The sequence below is a fragment of the Paenibacillus sp. FW126-R14 genome, assembly GCF_058789495.1.
In genome coordinates this window covers 116,993-133,543 of record NZ_JBYTBS010000012.1, presented here as the reverse complement: position 1 = coordinate 133,543, position 16,551 = coordinate 116,993, and the positions used below count along the sequence as shown (strand labels likewise).

The 16,551-nt window shown below is 51.3% G+C and carries 15 protein-coding genes; 12 read left to right on the top strand and 3 right to left on the bottom strand.

Going from position 1 to position 16,551, the window contains the following annotated elements:
- The 10 genes from AC3WRW_RS11260 to AC3WRW_RS11215 form a co-directional block, all read left to right on the top strand.
- Window positions 1–180, top strand: a 180-nt coding sequence (locus AC3WRW_RS11260) for a hypothetical protein (protein ID WP_492546408.1), incomplete at its 5' end; no start/stop codon positions are given.
- A gap of 87 nt (window positions 181–267) precedes the next feature.
- Window positions 268–1,803 carry an extracellular solute-binding protein gene (locus tag AC3WRW_RS11255; protein WP_492546407.1) on the top strand — a complete coding sequence of 512 codons (1,536 nt, stop codon included), beginning with the start codon at window positions 268–270 and terminating at the stop codon, window positions 1,801–1,803.
- A 125-nt stretch (window positions 1,804–1,928) separates the two neighbouring features.
- On the top strand, window positions 1,929–2,879 hold the full coding sequence (locus AC3WRW_RS11250) for an ABC transporter permease (RefSeq protein WP_492546406.1): 951 nt from the start codon (window positions 1,929–1,931) through the stop codon (window positions 2,877–2,879).
- Between the two features lie 51 nt (window positions 2,880–2,930).
- Window positions 2,931–3,806: a carbohydrate ABC transporter permease gene (locus AC3WRW_RS11245; protein WP_492546405.1), complete on the top strand. Its 876-nt coding sequence runs from the start codon at window positions 2,931–2,933 to the stop codon at window positions 3,804–3,806.
- A gap of 17 nt (window positions 3,807–3,823) precedes the next feature.
- Window positions 3,824–4,945: a hypothetical protein gene (locus AC3WRW_RS11240; RefSeq protein ID WP_492546404.1), complete on the top strand. Its 1,122-nt coding sequence runs from the start codon at window positions 3,824–3,826 to the stop codon at window positions 4,943–4,945.
- A gap of 9 nt (window positions 4,946–4,954) precedes the next feature.
- Complete coding sequence (locus AC3WRW_RS11235) at window positions 4,955–6,148, top strand: MFS transporter (RefSeq protein WP_492546403.1); 1,194 nt, start codon at window positions 4,955–4,957, stop codon at window positions 6,146–6,148.
- A 23-nt stretch (window positions 6,149–6,171) separates the two neighbouring features.
- Window positions 6,172–7,275, top strand: a complete 1,104-nt coding sequence (locus AC3WRW_RS11230; RefSeq protein WP_492546402.1) for a glycoside hydrolase family 88/105 protein — start codon at window positions 6,172–6,174, stop codon at window positions 7,273–7,275.
- A 10-nt stretch (window positions 7,276–7,285) separates the two neighbouring features.
- Window positions 7,286–8,803 (top strand): glycoside hydrolase family 28 protein, encoded by a 1,518-nt coding sequence (locus AC3WRW_RS11225; protein WP_492546401.1) that lies wholly within the window; start codon window positions 7,286–7,288, stop codon window positions 8,801–8,803.
- 238 nt (window positions 8,804–9,041) lie between these two features.
- Entirely contained in the window at window positions 9,042–9,752 is a 711-nt protein-coding gene (locus AC3WRW_RS11220; protein ID WP_492546400.1) for a metallophosphoesterase family protein, read from the top strand.
- A 108-nt stretch (window positions 9,753–9,860) separates the two neighbouring features.
- Window positions 9,861–10,766 (top strand): GyrI-like domain-containing protein, encoded by a 906-nt coding sequence (locus AC3WRW_RS11215; RefSeq protein ID WP_492546399.1) that lies wholly within the window; start codon window positions 9,861–9,863, stop codon window positions 10,764–10,766.
- Between the two features lie 159 nt (window positions 10,767–10,925).
- Here the strand turns inward: AC3WRW_RS11215 and AC3WRW_RS11210 are convergent, their stop codons facing one another.
- The 3 genes from AC3WRW_RS11210 to AC3WRW_RS11200 form a co-directional block, all read right to left on the bottom strand.
- Window positions 10,926–11,693 carry a DODA-type extradiol aromatic ring-opening family dioxygenase gene (locus tag AC3WRW_RS11210; RefSeq protein ID WP_492546398.1) on the bottom strand — a complete coding sequence of 256 codons (768 nt, stop codon included), beginning with the start codon at window positions 11,691–11,693 and terminating at the stop codon, window positions 10,926–10,928.
- 495 nt (window positions 11,694–12,188) lie between these two features.
- Window positions 12,189–12,569 carry an ArsR/SmtB family transcription factor gene (locus AC3WRW_RS11205; protein WP_492546397.1) on the bottom strand — a complete coding sequence of 127 codons (381 nt, stop codon included), beginning with the start codon at window positions 12,567–12,569 and terminating at the stop codon, window positions 12,189–12,191.
- A 1-nt stretch (window position 12,570) separates the two neighbouring features.
- Window positions 12,571–12,993: an SRPBCC family protein gene (locus tag AC3WRW_RS11200; RefSeq protein ID WP_171684528.1), complete on the bottom strand. Its 423-nt coding sequence runs from the start codon at window positions 12,991–12,993 to the stop codon at window positions 12,571–12,573.
- A gap of 233 nt (window positions 12,994–13,226) precedes the next feature.
- On the opposite strand from AC3WRW_RS11200, the gene AC3WRW_RS11195 reads away from it, so the two are divergent.
- Together AC3WRW_RS11195 and AC3WRW_RS11190 are read left to right on the top strand one after the other, a co-directional pair.
- Window positions 13,227–14,987: a sensor histidine kinase gene (locus tag AC3WRW_RS11195; protein WP_492546396.1), complete on the top strand. Its 1,761-nt coding sequence runs from the start codon at window positions 13,227–13,229 to the stop codon at window positions 14,985–14,987.
- A complete protein-coding gene (locus tag AC3WRW_RS11190; RefSeq protein WP_492546395.1) occupies window positions 14,980–16,386 on the top strand; it encodes a response regulator transcription factor in 1,407 nt (468 codons plus the stop codon). Before AC3WRW_RS11195 ends, AC3WRW_RS11190 begins: the two co-directional genes overlap by 8 nt.
- Window positions 16,387–16,551 lie beyond the last annotated feature (165 nt).

The window sequence follows — 16,551 nt, the reverse complement described above, 5'->3', positions numbered from 1 at the left end:
CTCCCACCTCCCGCGCGCGTTGCTTCGCCGGCGTCCCAGACAGCGCCCAATCCGCCTGCTCACCACCCCGCAGCCTCCACAACGCCTTATCCATCACCCGATACCAGCTCATCCCCGCCCGCAATAATCATCTGCCCAGCTAATAATCATCATCTCACATCCCCTGTAGAACTGGGCTAAATGAGTAAATGATTATTTCGGTACCTATATAAGACCCTTTACTGTAGAAATTGTAGCAAACAAACAATTCACGGAGGTCAAACAAATATGAAGAGAAATTTAGTCTCGATTCCACTTGGCATTCTGCTCGTATCCAGCTTCGCGCTTGCAGCTTGTTCAGATGGGGGCAAGGCCACTCCAGCAGCTACGAACGCAGCAGCCGGTACAAAGGCGCCGCAAGCAACAGCTGACAACACGCCAACATCGATCACAATCATGGCGCCGCTGAACACCGCTCAAACGCCACCGGATACGATCATTAAAGAACTCGAAAAATTAACGAACACGAAGCTGACGTATCAATTCTTCCCGGCGGATACGTACGAGGAGAAATTGAATACAACGTTCGCGACAGGCGCGCTGCCGCAAGTAACGTACCTGAAAAACCAAGCGACTTTCATTCAGATGAAATCCGCCATCCGCGACGGTCAATTCTGGGAAATCGGACCGCTCTTGAAAGACTTCCCGAACTTGAGCAAGCTGAAATCCACAACGAATGACAATACAAAAGTAGACGGCAAGTTGTACACGCTGTACCGCGGCGTAGAGATCGCCCGTCAAGGTCTCATCTACCGCAAAGACTGGGCAGATAAGCTGGGCCTGAAGCCGCCGACAAATATGGAAGAACTGTACGCCATGGCGAAGGCATTCACGGAGAACGACCCGGACGGCAACGGCAAAAAAGACACGATCGGCCTAACGGATCGTAACGATCTTGTCTACGGCGCTTTCAAAACCGCAGCGGCCTGGATGGGCGTTCCGAACAACTGGGGCGTTAAAGACGGCAAGCTGCAACCGGAGTTCATGTTCCCTGAATACGTGAAAACGATGGATTACTTCAAAAAGCTGCGCGATGAGGGTCTGATGAACAAAGACTTTGCAGCAACAAGTAAAACGGACCAACAGAAACTGTTCACGAACGGTACAGCAGGCATGTACATCGGTGCGATGACAGACGTCTCCTCCCTGAATAAAGATCTGATCAAAAACGTACCAACAGCCGTTGTAGACGTACACAGCATGGTTGCAGGTCCTGACGGCAAATTCGCCGCATGGGCGCTTCCGGGGTATGCGAACGTGGTGCTTTTCCCTAAATCCGCGATCAAAACCGAAGCTGAGCTGAGAAAAATATTAGCTTTCTTTGACAAAATGATGACGCCTGAAGTAGCGAACCTGGCAAACTGGGGCATCAAAGACGTGAACTACAGCGTTATCGACGGCAAAGCGAAAAAGCTGGATGAAGAGAAATGGACGCGTGAAGTGAAGCCGTTCACAGACGCAGCGATTGGTGATGAAGATACAACTGGAAGATATCTAGGTATTCCGACGATCCCTGCTCAAGGCAAAGCGGATGAGCTGAAAATCGCGAATCTGAAGTTCGCGGTGCAGGACCCTGTAGCGGCGCTTGATTCCAAAACAAACCTGGAAAAAGGCGTTCAACTGCAAGACGTGATCAAAGATGCAACGAACAAATACATCTACGGCAACATTGATAAAGCCGGCTTTGATAAAGCCATCGAGGACTGGAAAAATCGCGGCGGCAGCAAAATCATCGAAGAATACAACGCACAATACAAAAAATAAGGCGTGACCAAGAAATAAAGAAAATAAAGAAATAAAGAAATCATACTGGTTTCTAAGCGGGATGGCTGCTGGTCATCAGGAGCAGCCTTCCCGTTTTAATGAAGCATCGGGAAAGGAAGAGAATTATGCAGGAAGTACAAGCTGTGCAAAGCGTGGTGGAAAGGAAGCAGAGCAGTGAGCTCAGCAGGCGGCTATGGAGGAACAAATGGATCTATGTCATGCTGCTGCCGGGCATTTTGTATTTTATCGTTTTTAAATATATCCCGATGTACGGCTTGATCATTTCGTTCCAGAATTATAAGCCCTTCAAAGGGGTAAGCGGGAGCGAATGGGTAGGGCTGGAGCATTTTCAGAGGCTGTTTACAGAGCCTGATTTCTTGAATATTTTGAGCAATACGTTAATTTTGTTCGTCATGAATCTCTTGTTCTATTTCCCGATTCCAATCATTATGGCGCTTATGCTGAATGAAGTGAGAGGGGATTTTTTCAAAAAAACGTTCCAAACGATCGTCTACCTGCCGCACTTTATGTCATGGGTTATCATCGTTTCGATCTCTTTCGTTATGCTGACTATGGATGGCGGGATTATCAACGATATTATTGAATATTTCGGATTTGCGAAAATTAATTTCCTATTAGCTCCGGAATGGTTTAGACCGATTTACATTCTTCAAGTCATCTGGCGCGAAGCAGGCTGGGGGACGATTATTTATCTGGCGGCGATTGCCTCCATTGATCCTGGGTTGTATGAGGCTGCGCGTATGGACGGGGCAGGACGACTTCGTCAAATGTGGCATATTACACTGCCGGCTTTACGCAGCGTTATTATTGTTTTGCTAATTTTGAAAATTGGTGCGGTTCTCGAACTCGGTTTTGAACATGTGTACTTGCTGCTTAACTCTATGAACCGAAATGTTGCGGAGATCATTGATACTTATGTATATACAGCTGGTTTAAAACAAGGCCAATTCAGCTACAGCGCGGCAATCGGGTTGTTCAAATCATTTATCGGACTCGTTCTTGTCATGATTGTGAACCGCATTGCGAAGAAAATGGGCGAAGAAGGCGTGTACTAGAAGATTTACGAAGTTCGTTTTGCTGGGGCAAAACTTTTAGGAGGATTCACCATGGTAGAAGATAGATCATTAGCCGGGCGAATGTTTAGCGCCATTAACTATTTGTTGTTAACCCTTATTGGATTGGTCACGGTGATTCCTTTTGTGCATGTCGTAGCAGGGTCGTTTACAACCAGCGCGGAGATGGCAGCGAAAAAGTTCGTTATTATTCCAACGGAATGGAGCATTGAGGCGTACCGGTTTATTTTTTCGACGAATACGATTTTTAAAGCGATGGGCGTTTCCATTTGGACGACGCTGCTCGGAACGTTAATCTCGATGTTCATCACCGCCTTGATGGCGTATGGTTTATCCCGCAGAGATGTGGATGGCCGTAAAGTGATCATGTTTCTGGTTGTTTTCACGATGCTGTTTCACGGCGGTTTGGTGCCAACGTTCTTGGTTGTAAAAGAATTAGGAATGATCGATTCCTATATGGCATTGATTTTACCGACGGCCGTCTCAGCGTTTAACTTGATTATTTTGAAAAACTTCTTTCAAAACATCCCGGAAGGACTTGAAGAGTCCGCGAAAATCGATGGCTGCAGCGACTTTGGTATTTTGTTCCGTATTGTTCTGCCTTTGTCGCTGCCGGCAATCGCTACGATTTCCCTCTTTTATGCAGTGACGTATTGGAACACTTACTTAAGCGCGATTCTCTACTTGAATGAGAGTGCCAAGTGGCCGATTCAAGTTCTCCTCAGACAAATTGTCGTTCTCGCGAGCGGCATGGATCACAGCATTGACTTGGACAGCGTGACTCCGCCTCCTGCGCAATCCATCAAAATGGCGGTTATCGTCGTAGCGACAGTACCGATCTTGCTGGTGTATCCGTTCTTGCAAAAGCATTTTGCTAAAGGAGCTATGATCGGTTCCATTAAAGGGTAAAAGAAAGGAATCCCAACATGCAGACGCATACGCAGCACATCGAGAGTATCCGCCAGCTACTTGCTGACATGGATGAATTGTTTACCGGCTTTAATGACTGGCTGAAAGGCCAGTACGATGCGGAAAACGGCGGATTCTATTACGCAAAAAGCTCCAAAGAGCTGTCCGGCGATGGGCCTGACATGGAATCGACGGCCCAAGCGCTCAATATTCTTGAACGCTTGGGTTTACTAAACAGCCTGCCGGAAGAGATCAAGCGGGGGCTGATCCGCTTTTTTCAGAACAAGCAGGATGCCTCCTCGGGTTATTTCTATGATGCGAATCCGCTTATGCGCGAGGATGAAGTGATGGTGTCGCGGGCCATCTCCTACAGCGTGGGCGCGCTTAGGAAGCTAGGCGGGCAGCCGCTGTATCCGCTGCCTTACGAGGCGCAGCAAGCGCCGGCTTACATGGAGTCGCCGCAAAGCTATTTGGCCTGGCTGCAGTCGGTGCCGCTCGTGAACAGCTGGCGAGGCTGCGACCGGCAGTCCACCTCCAGCGTGTACGTGCAGCAGGTGGAGCCTGCGGAGCGCAGGGCGGCTTACGCGCGGACTGCGTTCGATTTCTTCGCGCAGACGCAGGACCCGCAGACCGGCCTATGGGGCGAAGGCTCTTACTATGTGCGCATATCGGGGACGTTCAAGCTGCACATTTTCTATGACCGCTTCGAGGTGCCGCTGCCGAGAGAGGATCGCATTTACGAAAGCATCCTTAAGGCGCTAAGGCAGGAGGAAGCGGCGGATATGTGCTATATCCGCAATCCGATTCATTTGCTTTCCTATATGAAGCTGGACATACCGATAGAAGAGCTGCGCGAAATCATTGGGATTACGCTGGCGAACATGAAGAAGCTGCTGCGCGCAGACGGGGGCTTCTCCCGTGAGCTTGCCCATTCGCCGACAGCGCCGAATGTGGCTCAGGTCAAGCCGGGCGAGCATTATCCCGGCATGCCGAAGGCCGTACACATTGGCGGCGGCAAAGTGGAAGGCGACATGAATGCCGGAACGCAGGCGCTGCTGATCCGCTCCGTCTGCTACCGGCTTGCCGGCCTTGAAGCACCCCGCCTGCAAGCTGACGGCTTCATGAGCATGAAGCTGTAGGACGGCGGCATGACGGTAAAAAGCGAAAAGCAATTATCCCTGCAGGCCAAAAGCACTCTGCTCAATCATGGCATCTATCAGTTCGGCAATGCGCTGGCCGGCGTCTTCATCTCTCTTTATTTGTGGAAGCTGACCAACGACCTTTGGATCAACGGCGCTTTCCAGCTGATTATGCTCTTATCTGCGCCGGTAGCTACGATCTACATTGGCAAAATCGCCAAAATCAGAGACCGCTTATATGCTTACAGAGCAGGCATTTATTTAACCGCCTTATTATACATTCTCATTCTTGTCGCTCAGGAACGCATGGTGGATTACTATATTTGGTTTGCTGTGTTAAAAGGGGTTTCTACCGCTTTCTACTGGCTGGGCAATTTCACCATGATTTCCGATGTTACGGATAATGGGAACCGTCACAATTACTTGGGCTGGAATGCGATGGTTACGCATGTGGCGAACTTATCCGGGCCGGCGTTGGCGGGCCTGATCATTGCAAGCTTTTCAGCATGGAACGGGTACATGTTCGTCTTTGGACTTTCCTCTTTTATGTTTGTCCTGGCGTCACTGCTCAGCTTGCATATTAAGAAGAAGCCAACCCATCATACGGCTTATTATCTCAAGTACACAGGGTTGATGCTGAAGAAACGCCCTGATTTCACCAAATCGTTATTAGGCTGGTTTATTATCGGGCTGCCTCAAGGCATCATGATGTACGTGCCGGCCATTTTACTTTTTCAAGTGCTGCCTCAAGAATCTTGGGTGGGGTATTTAAACGCATTTTTTCTAAGCTTATCGATACTTTCAAGCTATGTGCTGTCGAAGACGGGAAGCGAGTCCTCGACCCGGTCCTATTTGTCCATATCCGCTTGGGGATTCGTGGTTTCCTCGGTTTTCCTGCTGTGGGACATCTCCCTGTGGACCGTGATTGTGTTCATGTGCGTGTCCTCCTTGTTTAAACCGCTGCAGGCCAATTCCTACACCGCACATTACTATCAGTTGATCGGGGAATTGCCGCTTAAAGAGAACTTCCGGATCGAATCGATCGTCATTCGCGAGAGTGTCATCAATATGGGGCGTGCGGCGGGAGTGCTCCTTTTCATGGGGATGGCCAGCGGAGCCGATCATGTCTTGCTGCCTTGGATCCTCGTTTTCGTCATGCTGATGCAAGTTGGCATTCGTCCGTTAATTCACAAATCCATATAGGAATAGAGAGAGGGAAACTTACTATGACTGATGTTTATGCAAAATCGCCAATGGAATGGGCGCGGGCTGCCTGCGATTCCATTATGAGCACGTACGCACCGATGGAGCTGCCGCCTGCCGGGCGTTGGCATTATCATCAAGGTGTATTTTTATGCGGGATGGAGATGCTGTGGGAAGCCGAAAAGGACGATCGCTATGACGCCTACATTCAGGCTTATGTTGACGGTTTGATCGACGAGAACGGCAACCTGTTCTTCGCTCGCGATGAGCTGGATGCGGTGCAAGCCGGTCTTTTGCTGTTCCGTTTGGAGGCCCAAACCGGGCGCAGCAAATACCGGATCGCTGCCGACAAGCTGAGAAATCTGCTGGACACGCTGAACCTGACGTCCGAGGGCGGATACTGGCATAAAGACAAGTATGCCTACAACATGTGGCTCGACGGCTTATATATGGCCGGTGTCTTTTCGCTGAAATATGCCAATGCCTACGGCGACCTTGCTTTGCGCGATACCGTGCTGCATCAGGAAGAATTGATGCGCAAATACATGAAAGACGATGCGACGGGGCTGCTGTACCATGCTTGGGACGAGAGCCGCAAAATGCCGTGGGCGAACGCTGAAACCGGCTGCTCGCCGGAGTTCTGGGGCCGTTCATTGGGGTGGTACGGCTTGGCTGTCGCTCAGTTTCTGGATGAGCTGCCTGCCGATGAGCCGGGGCGCGAAGCTTTGGTCGACTCCTTGCGCGAGTTCGTTCATGCCTTGATCCGTTATCAGGATGCGGAAAGCGGACTGTGGTATCAAGTCGTTGACAAAGGCGATCAGCCGGATAACTGGCTGGAAACCTCCTGCACGAGCCTGTTCGTGTATACGATTGCCAAAGCGATTAAGCACGGCGTTGTAGGCGGTGAGTGCGCGGAAGCAGCTGTGAAGGGCTATGAAGGCTTAATCCGCACGTTGAAATTCGATGAGCAAGAGCGGGTCATTTTGCCGCTAATCTGCATCGGAACGTCAGCCGGCGACTACGAGAACTATGTGACCCGTCCTACTAGCGAGAATGACCTGCATGGCGTTGGGGCTTTTGTTATGGCCTGTGTGGAAGTAGAGTCTCTCGTGAAACAGACGGTATAAGGAGCATCCTATGGCTATTTACAACATAACGGCATTTGGAGCTGTCGGCGATGGCGCGACAGATAACAGCGAGGCGATTGCCGCAGCAATTGAGGCGTGCGGGGCAAATGGCGGCGGAACCGTAGTGATCCCTGCCGGGACTTACGTAACGGGAAGAATTGAGCTTCGCAGCTATATGACCTTGGAGTTGGAGGCAGGCGCCCTCCTCGTCTTCCATACAGATTTCGAGAAGTATCCGGTTGTTCCGACCCGTTGGTCGGGGTATGAGTGCTACGGCATCTCGCCGTTAATTTACGGTAGAGGGTTGAAGCAGGTCGCCATTAAAGGCCAAGGCATCATCGACGGCCAAGGCCAAGCTTGGTGGCAAGTCAATCGTCAACTGCGTAAAGGCGAAACGGTGGAAAATGCGCTGACGCGGGAAATTTCGGCCAAGAATGCTGCTTTGAGGGAAACGGTAAAAAGCAACATCGTAGAGTGGCCTTCCCAGTTCTTGCGGCCGCCCCTGCTGCAGTTGATCGACTGCGAGCAGGTGAGCCTGGAAGGTGTGACGCTGCAGAACTCGCCTTTCTGGAATACGCATCTGGTATATTGTAAGGACGTACATGTCCATGGCGTTAAAATCAAAAACCCAAGCGATACGCCTAACGGCGACGGATTGGACATCGACTCCTGCATGAACGTGCGCATCTCGGACAGCTTCTTCGATGTTGGCGACGATTGCTTGTGCATCAAATCGGGCATTGACGAAGACGGACGCCGAGTAGGCAAGCCGTCGGAGAACATCGTGATCACGAACTGCACCATGCTCAGAGGGCACGGCGGCGTTGTGCTCGGCAGCGAAATGGCCGGAGGCATTCGCAATGTCGTGATCACGGGCTGCATTTTCCTCGGTACGGATCGCGGCATCCGCATGAAGACGAACCGCGCCAGGGGCGGATACATTAAAAATATTTTAGTCAGCAACATTTATATGGAGGACGTGTTCTGTCCGTTAACGATCAACTCGTTCTACCGGCATGGCGTGGATGAAAGCAATCCGCTGATCTCGAGTCCCGATGCGGTTGCCGTCACCGAAAGCACGCCTGTTATTGAGCATGTGCGCATCCATCAAGTGACGGCCAAACGCAGCCGCGCTTCGGCGGGCTTCATCTACGGCTTGCCGGAGATGCCGATCCGGGATGTGCAGCTAAGCCACGTACACATCGAGATGACGACAGATCCCGCCGAGCAGGGGGATGAGCCGGACATGGTGCGCGAGAAGCTCATCATGGCGGGAGACGGCATGCTGTGCAAGCACGTGGAGGGCATGGAGCTGCATCATGTTCGAATCGAAACGCGGCAAGGTCCCGCCCTTCGTCTGGAAGATGTCAGGGATATCGAAGTGAACGACCTGAAGATGAAGCAGCCGCATCCGGGAACGCCAGTAATTGCTGCGGCTCGGGCAGCGGACTTGTTCGTTAGCGGGCGGCAGTCGGCGCAAAGCCATTATTTACAGATCGAGAATGAGACCGTAAGCTCCCATAAATAGCAGCATGCAGCTGAGAGAAACAGACGACAATTAGCGTTTAGGGCGCCCGCAAGGGCGTCTTTTGCGTTTCAATGTACATTGTCAGCACGTAGAAGTTAACGCTTGCCTGCCTCCAGAATTTCCTGCTTGCAATGTCGGCTGAGAAATGCTTCGTTCAAGACAGGGAATCCCTATGATAAAATAGAATAAGGTAGATAGATTCATAGGGCATGAAGCATGACATCAGGGGGTGCAGTAGATGAAACGAACGTTAGTCGTAAGCGATATACATGGTTGTGTGGAGGAATTCAAGCAATTACTTGTAAAAGTCAATTTCAATGCTGAGGAAGACCAACTTGTCCTGCTGGGAGATTATGTAGACCGCGGCCCGGACAGTCGGGGAGCGGTGGAATACGTGATGAGCTTAGTCCGGGAAAAGGGAGCGATTGCGCTCAAAGGCAATCATGACCAGCGGTTCGTAGACGTGCTTGGCGATATAGATCCGCTGACGGAAATGAAATTTTTCGAACATGGCGGGATCCAAACGTTCAAAAGTTTCTGCGGAAGCGACGATCTTGATTTGAAGAAATCCAAAGAGCGGATTTTGGGAACTTGCGGCGATCATATAGCTTTTCTAAACAGTCTTCCGCTCTATCATGAGGACGAGGGACACATCTATGTTCACGCCGGGCTGAATCCCGCCTATACGGACTGGAAAACCCAGCCGGAACGGGACTTTTTGTGGATTCGGGCACCTTTTGTCCAGCAGCGGACAGTTGTGAAAAAAACGGTCGTTTTCGGCCACACCCCAGCCAGAGATATTCACGGGAAAGCGGATGTGTGGTTTGACCGCGATAAAATCGGCATTGACGGCGGATGCGCGTACGGCTTCCAAATCAACTGCCTGGAAATTAAGGACAATCAACAGTACACGACCCATTCGGTTGCTTCGAAAGGCAGCTGGAAGTGATCGCTTCGAATGACCGGCGTCCGGGCGGAGACTCTTTTTAGCAAGAAACGTCAAGAATAGATAGGTTAAATCACGTACACTGTGGTTAGCAGCTGGAGGGGAGAAGCGATGGGCACCGATTACGAGGCGCAGATTCAGGCGACGTTGGATCATATTGAGGAACACCTTGCGGAGCCTTTGTCCGTGGAGGGGCTCTCGCGTGTAGCTTGTTTCTCGGAGTTCCATTTTCATAGAGTCTTTCAAAGCATGGTGGGAGAAGCTGTGATGGACTACGTGCGCAAAAGAAGACTGGCGAGAGCAGCCTACCAAATCGCCCATACGAATCACAAGCTGATCGATATCGCCCTGAACCATGGATTCCAGTCCCACGAGAATTTCACCCGGGCATTCAAAAAGGTGTTTGAGCGTACGCCCCTTGCGTACCGGAAACAGGGCATTATGACGCCTTTATATGCCAAAGCGAATGTGCTGCAAAGGAAATTCAATCCCTATTTAGGAGGCATACGCATGGAATATCAATTGAAAACGAAGCCGGCTTTCAAGCTAATCGGGTATGAACTGAAGACGTCCTGCAAGGAGGGGCAAAATCACCGCGATATTCCCGCCTTTTGGACCTCGTATTTGCAAGAGAATAAGGGCGACCGTATCGGCAACCGCGTTCACACGGATTCACCGGTTGAGCTCGGGCTTTGCACGGATTTCAACATGGAAACCGGGGATTTAACTTATTTGATCGGGATGGAAGCTACGAGCTTCGAGGGGGTGCCCGAGGATCTGGTGTGCCGCGAATTTCCGGAGGCCAGGTATGCCGTATTTACGACGCCTAAGGTAACGCAAGATCAGTTTGTGGCATCCATTCAGAGCACGTGGAAGTCTATTTTTGAAGAATGGTTCCCTCATTCGGGCCTTGAGCATGCAGGCGGCATGGAGTTTGAGCTGTATGACGAGCGCAGCCACTCTTTCAAGCACAATGAAATTCAAATGGATATCTACATTCCGGTCAAAGAAAAATAACAGCTTGTAAACAAATAACCATCATTTGTAATGGAACTGCAATCTTGTTTTCATCTGGGCTTAAGGTTCGGAACCTATAATGAAATTCGACCCCCTTTTAATATATATATACTTAAGACCCGCAGCCCGTTGCTGTGGGTCTCTTTTTTTATGCTCATGTTAAAAGGATACGGACAGATAGCTCAGCGAACCGACTTCATAGCTGCGGTGAATGATTTGCGGCGTACGCGCCGGGTCGCCGCTGCCCATTGCGATATAAAGTGGAATGAAATGCTCCGGCCGCGGCACAGCCATGCGCGCATTTGGAGCTTCAGCCGCGTAGTTGAACAATGCGTCCAGGTTCTGCGCTTGCATGTTCTGTACGAGCCAGTCGTCGAAAGCGACAGCCCAAGCGTCCGGCTCGGTGGCATTCCAATTCAGCGCGCGCAGGTTATGCACGGTTGCGCCGCTGCCGATAATCAGGATATCTTCCTGATCGAGGCCGCGCAGCGCTTCTCCAATGCGGTACTGCTCCGCGGGAGGCAGGTAAGGATTCACGGATACTTGAATCACCGGGCACACGGGAGTAGGGAACATGCGCAGCAGCGGCACCCAGGAGCCGTGATCAAGCCCGCGATGGGAATCCAAGTTCACTTGGATGCCTTTGGCTTGGAACCGTTCGGCCAGCTTAGCGGCTAGCGCCTTATTTCCTCTTGCCGCATACTTGATTTGGAAAAGCTCCTTCGGAAACCCGCCGAAATCATAGATGGTTTCATACACATCATCCGTAGAAGAGACGGTGAGGACCTCTGTTTCCCAATGAGCTGTGAAAATAACGATCGCTTTGGGTGAAACCTTTTTTCCATAATCCAAAAGAAATTCGGTACACGCTGTATCTTGAATAGCCATCATGGGGGACCCATGCCCTACAAATATAGGTGAAATCATGATTTGTCACTCCTTTTAATTACATTAAATAATTTAATTACTTTATGTAACTAATACTACGTCATAAATTTCTATCGGTCAAGTAAGTTGTTTACTTTTAGTAAGCGCGGAAGAGGAGGAGGAACAATTGGCAGCAGATCAAGGCATAGTATTCCCGATAATGCGGATAAAACAAGCCATGCTTCTGTTGAAAACGGCAATGGAGATGTCCCTCTACCCCCGGGAACCATCAGCGTGCTTATATAATGCACTTAGTACAACATATAAGCGCTTCGTGCCTTGCTACTCTTACTCTCATTGTACTAAGTGCAATCATTTTATCCCAAATGGCTCGGAACCTGCTGATTTCGGCCCGAAAAGTTGTATAAAGTGCAGCATAGAGGAATGATTAGGGCATATCACGGTCAAAATAATGCACTTAGTACAACATAGAAAATAGTCTTACTGAACAGATCAAAAGGAAAAACCTGGCCATTGGCCAGGTTTCGTCATAAATCAATTATGCTTCGCAGGATCGGCCAATTCCAGCGCGGAAAAGGGATTCCCGTCTTCCTCGTCGTCCGACTCCACGAATCTTTTGAGCGCGTTTAATTTGTTTTCCCAATAACGCTCATAATAAGACAGCCAACGCTTGAGCTCCATCAAGGGTTCCGCTTCCAGCCTGTAACGGGTCTCGCGGCCGACTTTCCGCTCTTTCACCAGCCCGGCATCGGACAGAATGCGCAGATGCTTGGATACCGCGGTGCGGCTCATCGGGAAATGACCGGAGATCACCGTGACGGGCAGCTCCTGCTCACGAAGCAGCTTCAGCACCTGACGCCTGGTCGGATCGGCGATCGCTTGAAACACATCATGTTTCTGCGATGGGACTGCCATCTTACGCCTCGACGTAAGCGGTGAGCTTCTGAGCCAGCCCAGTCCAGCCTTGCGCCATGTTTTCGCGAATCGCTGTGTGCGGTTGGCCGAACTCAGTGACTTTATCCGCATCCCAGCCGGAGTGAATGAGAGTGAATTCCGTTTTGCCGTCCAGATCCGTCAATTCGAAAGTGAGCGACCAATCTTTGCCCCAGGAGAAAGAAAGACGGTTAGGTGGCGTAATGTCCGTTACTTTACAAGGGGAGTTGCCGAAAGGTCCGGCTACCAAGTGAAATTCATAGCCGGCTTCCGGCTTGAAGTTATTCGGCATGAACCAAGCTGCGATTCCTTCGGAAGTGGCAACGGCATTCCATACTTTCTGGATCGGTGCATTAAAGACTAACGTTTGCTTGATGTCTGGCAGTAGGTTGGTTTGGTTGCTCATTACAAAATACCTCCATTGAGTGATGGTTATGTGTTTTATAAAACGAAACCAAAAGGTTTCATAATGGATTATACGAAACCTTTTGGTTTCATGTCAAGGGGGGACAGAAAAGCGGCCAATCCTTAAGCGATTCAAAATGAAAACGAAATATGTCCCCGTCAGAAGGAATTTCTACCTCGCAAGCGAATTTCATTTGATATTTCGCCAAAATTCGTCGGCAGAGGGGGAAGAGCATGCCATGGCTGAACAGGTTGCCGATTAGGAAGCAGCTCGTTTTTCTGGCGGCCTCGACGTTTGTGCTGCTTGTGGTCATTTTTGCGGTCTTCTACACGCAGAATACGAAGATCATTAAGCAAAAAAACGAAGAGTACACGGCCAACATCATCTCGCAGATTCAGCACGACGTCGCGTCTTACCGCAGCAGCGTCGACAATATCCTAATGAACATCGCCTACAATCCCGATATGCAGGAATTTATGCTGGAGCAGGATTACGGCAAGAAATATGAAATCAGCAAAAAAATCGGCAGCGTCCTCAACAACGCCAGGCTGATGAAGGACGGGATCGTCGATGTTATCGTCATTGGCAATTCCGGGAACTTTTACAGCACCTTCGGCGGCAATGAGTACGTAACGCGCTATCAGTCCTTATTCAGCTCCACGCCGTTCATCACGGGGCTGAGGGAAGTGAAATACGGCTCGAACATCTCGGGCAGCAACTTCTTCATCGCCGGGCTGTCGATCTACTCCGCCTATGAGCCGGAAACGATCGGCACCCAGATCGGCTACTGCTATCTGGTCATTGACGCCAAAGAGGTCGCCCCGCTGTCGTTCCCGGCGATCGGGGGCGAGCCGATGAAATTTTATCTGATGGATCGCGACCATCAATTGTTCTCCACCAATGCCGGCACCCCCGGCAAGGACGTCGCGGACTTCCTGCGCACCGCTGAAGCGGCGCAAGGACAAACGACCCTGATGCTGGATGGCGACCGCCACATCGTCCAGACGGAGGCGCTGCCCGCGCTCGGCGGCACGATTATCAGCGCTGTGTCGGAGAAAGCGCTGTACGCCGAGATCAGGGCGCTTCGCATCAAGGTCATCTTTCTGCTGCTGACCGCCATGTTCATCCTCTCGCTGCCGTTTACCCTCATCATGAATAACTTGCTGAAACCGATCAGGCAACTATCGGGGTTCATTACAGACATCCGCACGCAGCAATCCGTTACGCTCAAGCAAAGCATTCATCTGGACGGTTATCTCGAAATGTCCATTCTTTCTCACAAATTAAACAAGATGTTCGGAGAAATCGATACGCTCACCCAGGATCTCATTCAAACCAACGTTCAATTATACCGATCCGAAGTGGAGAAAAAGAAGGCCGAACTCGGCTTCCTGCAGAGCCAGATCAATCCGCATTTTCTATACAATACGTTTGAAATGATTAAAGGCATGGCCGCGATCCGGGGCGTCCCGGAAATCAAGGACACCGTCCAGGATCTCAGCCGGATGTTCCGCTACAGCATCAAGGGCGCGGAAGAGGTGCCGCTCCGGCAGGAGCTGGATATCGCCAGCGCGTACCTGCGTATTCAGCAGGCACGGTTCAAGGATCGCTTCGATGTGAAGTGGGATATTCGGACGGATCCGACCTCCTGCCTCGTTCCCCGCATGATTCTTCAGCCGATCATCGAGAATGCGATCATTCACGGCTTGGAGCCGTTAACGGCCAGGGGCGAGCTGCTGATTCAGGCGGAAGCAGCGCCTGACGGCAAGCTCTTGCTGCGAGTGCGCGACAACGGCGCCGGCATGACAGAGGAAACGGCGCAGAGGCTCATCACCCCGAGCGGAGAACAACAGCTCCACGTCGGGGTCGTCAATGTCCATCATCGCATCAAGTTCGCATGCGGAGATGGCTACGGTCTGACTGTCGTCAGCAAGGAAAACGAAGGAACCGAGGTTCTCATCGTGCTGCCATACAAGGAGGGAGCTTATGTATAAAGTACTGCTCGTCGATGACGAAGAGTGGGTCATCCATAGCCTCAAGTCAAGCATCGACTGGGAGGCTTACGGCTTTGAGCTGGCCGGGGATGCCCGGAGCGCCGACGAGGCGCTGTCCATGATCGAGGCGAACAGGCCGCAGCTAGTGTTCACGGACATCAAGATGCCCGGCATGAGCGGCTTGGAACTGATCAAACGTGCCTCGGCGCTGGCTGCGGGCATTCAGTTTGTCGTGGCGAGCGGCCACGCCGAATTTGTGTATGCCCAGAAGGCGATTCAGTACGGGGCCATCGGATACTGCCTGAAGCCGTTCGAGGAGAGCGAGCTGAGGGACTGCCTGTTGAAGGCGAAGCGCAAGCTGGAAAGCGGCGAACGGCGCGAGACGCCGGAGCTGATCGACGCGATCTACGGCGAAACGGAGGAAGAGCTGGCGGTCGTTGCGGCTTGCCTGCGCCAGGAAGGCGTCGATCCCGAGCGGGAGCTGGCGGTATTTGAGGTAATCGGACCGGTCGCGTCGCCGCTGCCGCCGTATCCATATGCGGCGCTCAAGACAGGCCCGAGCAAGATGGTGTTCCTTGTGAATGGGCAGCATGCGAATGCTTTTCAGGCCCGGCTGGCCATGAACCCTAATGCGGCCATCGGCTGCGCCGAGCCGATATTCCGGCTGCAAGAGGTGAAAGCCGCCCTGAAGGCGGCGAATTTGGCGGCATTCCATTTTTTTATCGCCGGGGCCAAAGGATGCTACAGCGCGACACCGCCTTCCACAGAGAGAAAGCTCCCGGTCGGCCGGATTGCGGAAGCCGTCGCCAGCCAGGATCTCAAGCGGGTTGACGCTGCTTTTGAAGAGCTCGCCCATTTTCTTCAAGCGCAGAGTGCGACCATTAAAGACGCCTACACAGCGTATGCGCAGATTGTGTATATCGCCGGCGACAGGCTGGGCTTGCATCTCGACTACGAGATTGACCATTACGAGCAGCTCCCGTCCTTATTCCCGAACGTAAGCGACATGCTTAGCGTGCTGTGCCGCCAGATCAAGCAGCATATGACGGCAATGCCGACGAGCGACTATGCGGATATCGGGCACCAGACGATCCGGGAGATTGTGAAATATGTGGCGGAGAACTTTTATCGCGATGTGAACGTCGGAGAAATTTCGAAGCGATTTTACGTGACGCCGAACTATGTCAGCCACCTTTTCAAAAAAGAAATGGGCGTCAACTTCACCGAATACATCGCCAAGCTGCGCATCGATTACGCGACTTCCCTGCTCAGACAGCCGGAGCTTGCCATTCAGGAAATCAGCGAGAAATGCGGGTTTAACGACTATTTTTATTTTACGAAAATTTTCAAAAAGCTGACCGGCCTTACCCCGTCCGAATACCGTAAGCGCAGCCAGTAAGCCGGTTCTGACTTGCCAAGCTAAACATTCCGAGCCTAATGTCGACAATTCTTAACTCCGCTATGTACAATTCTACGATGTAAAAAAAAGGCATATCTACAAAGCTGAATGTCTCCATAGATCAGCCTAGATATGTCTATACGTCGTTAGCATGAAATCGCTTAC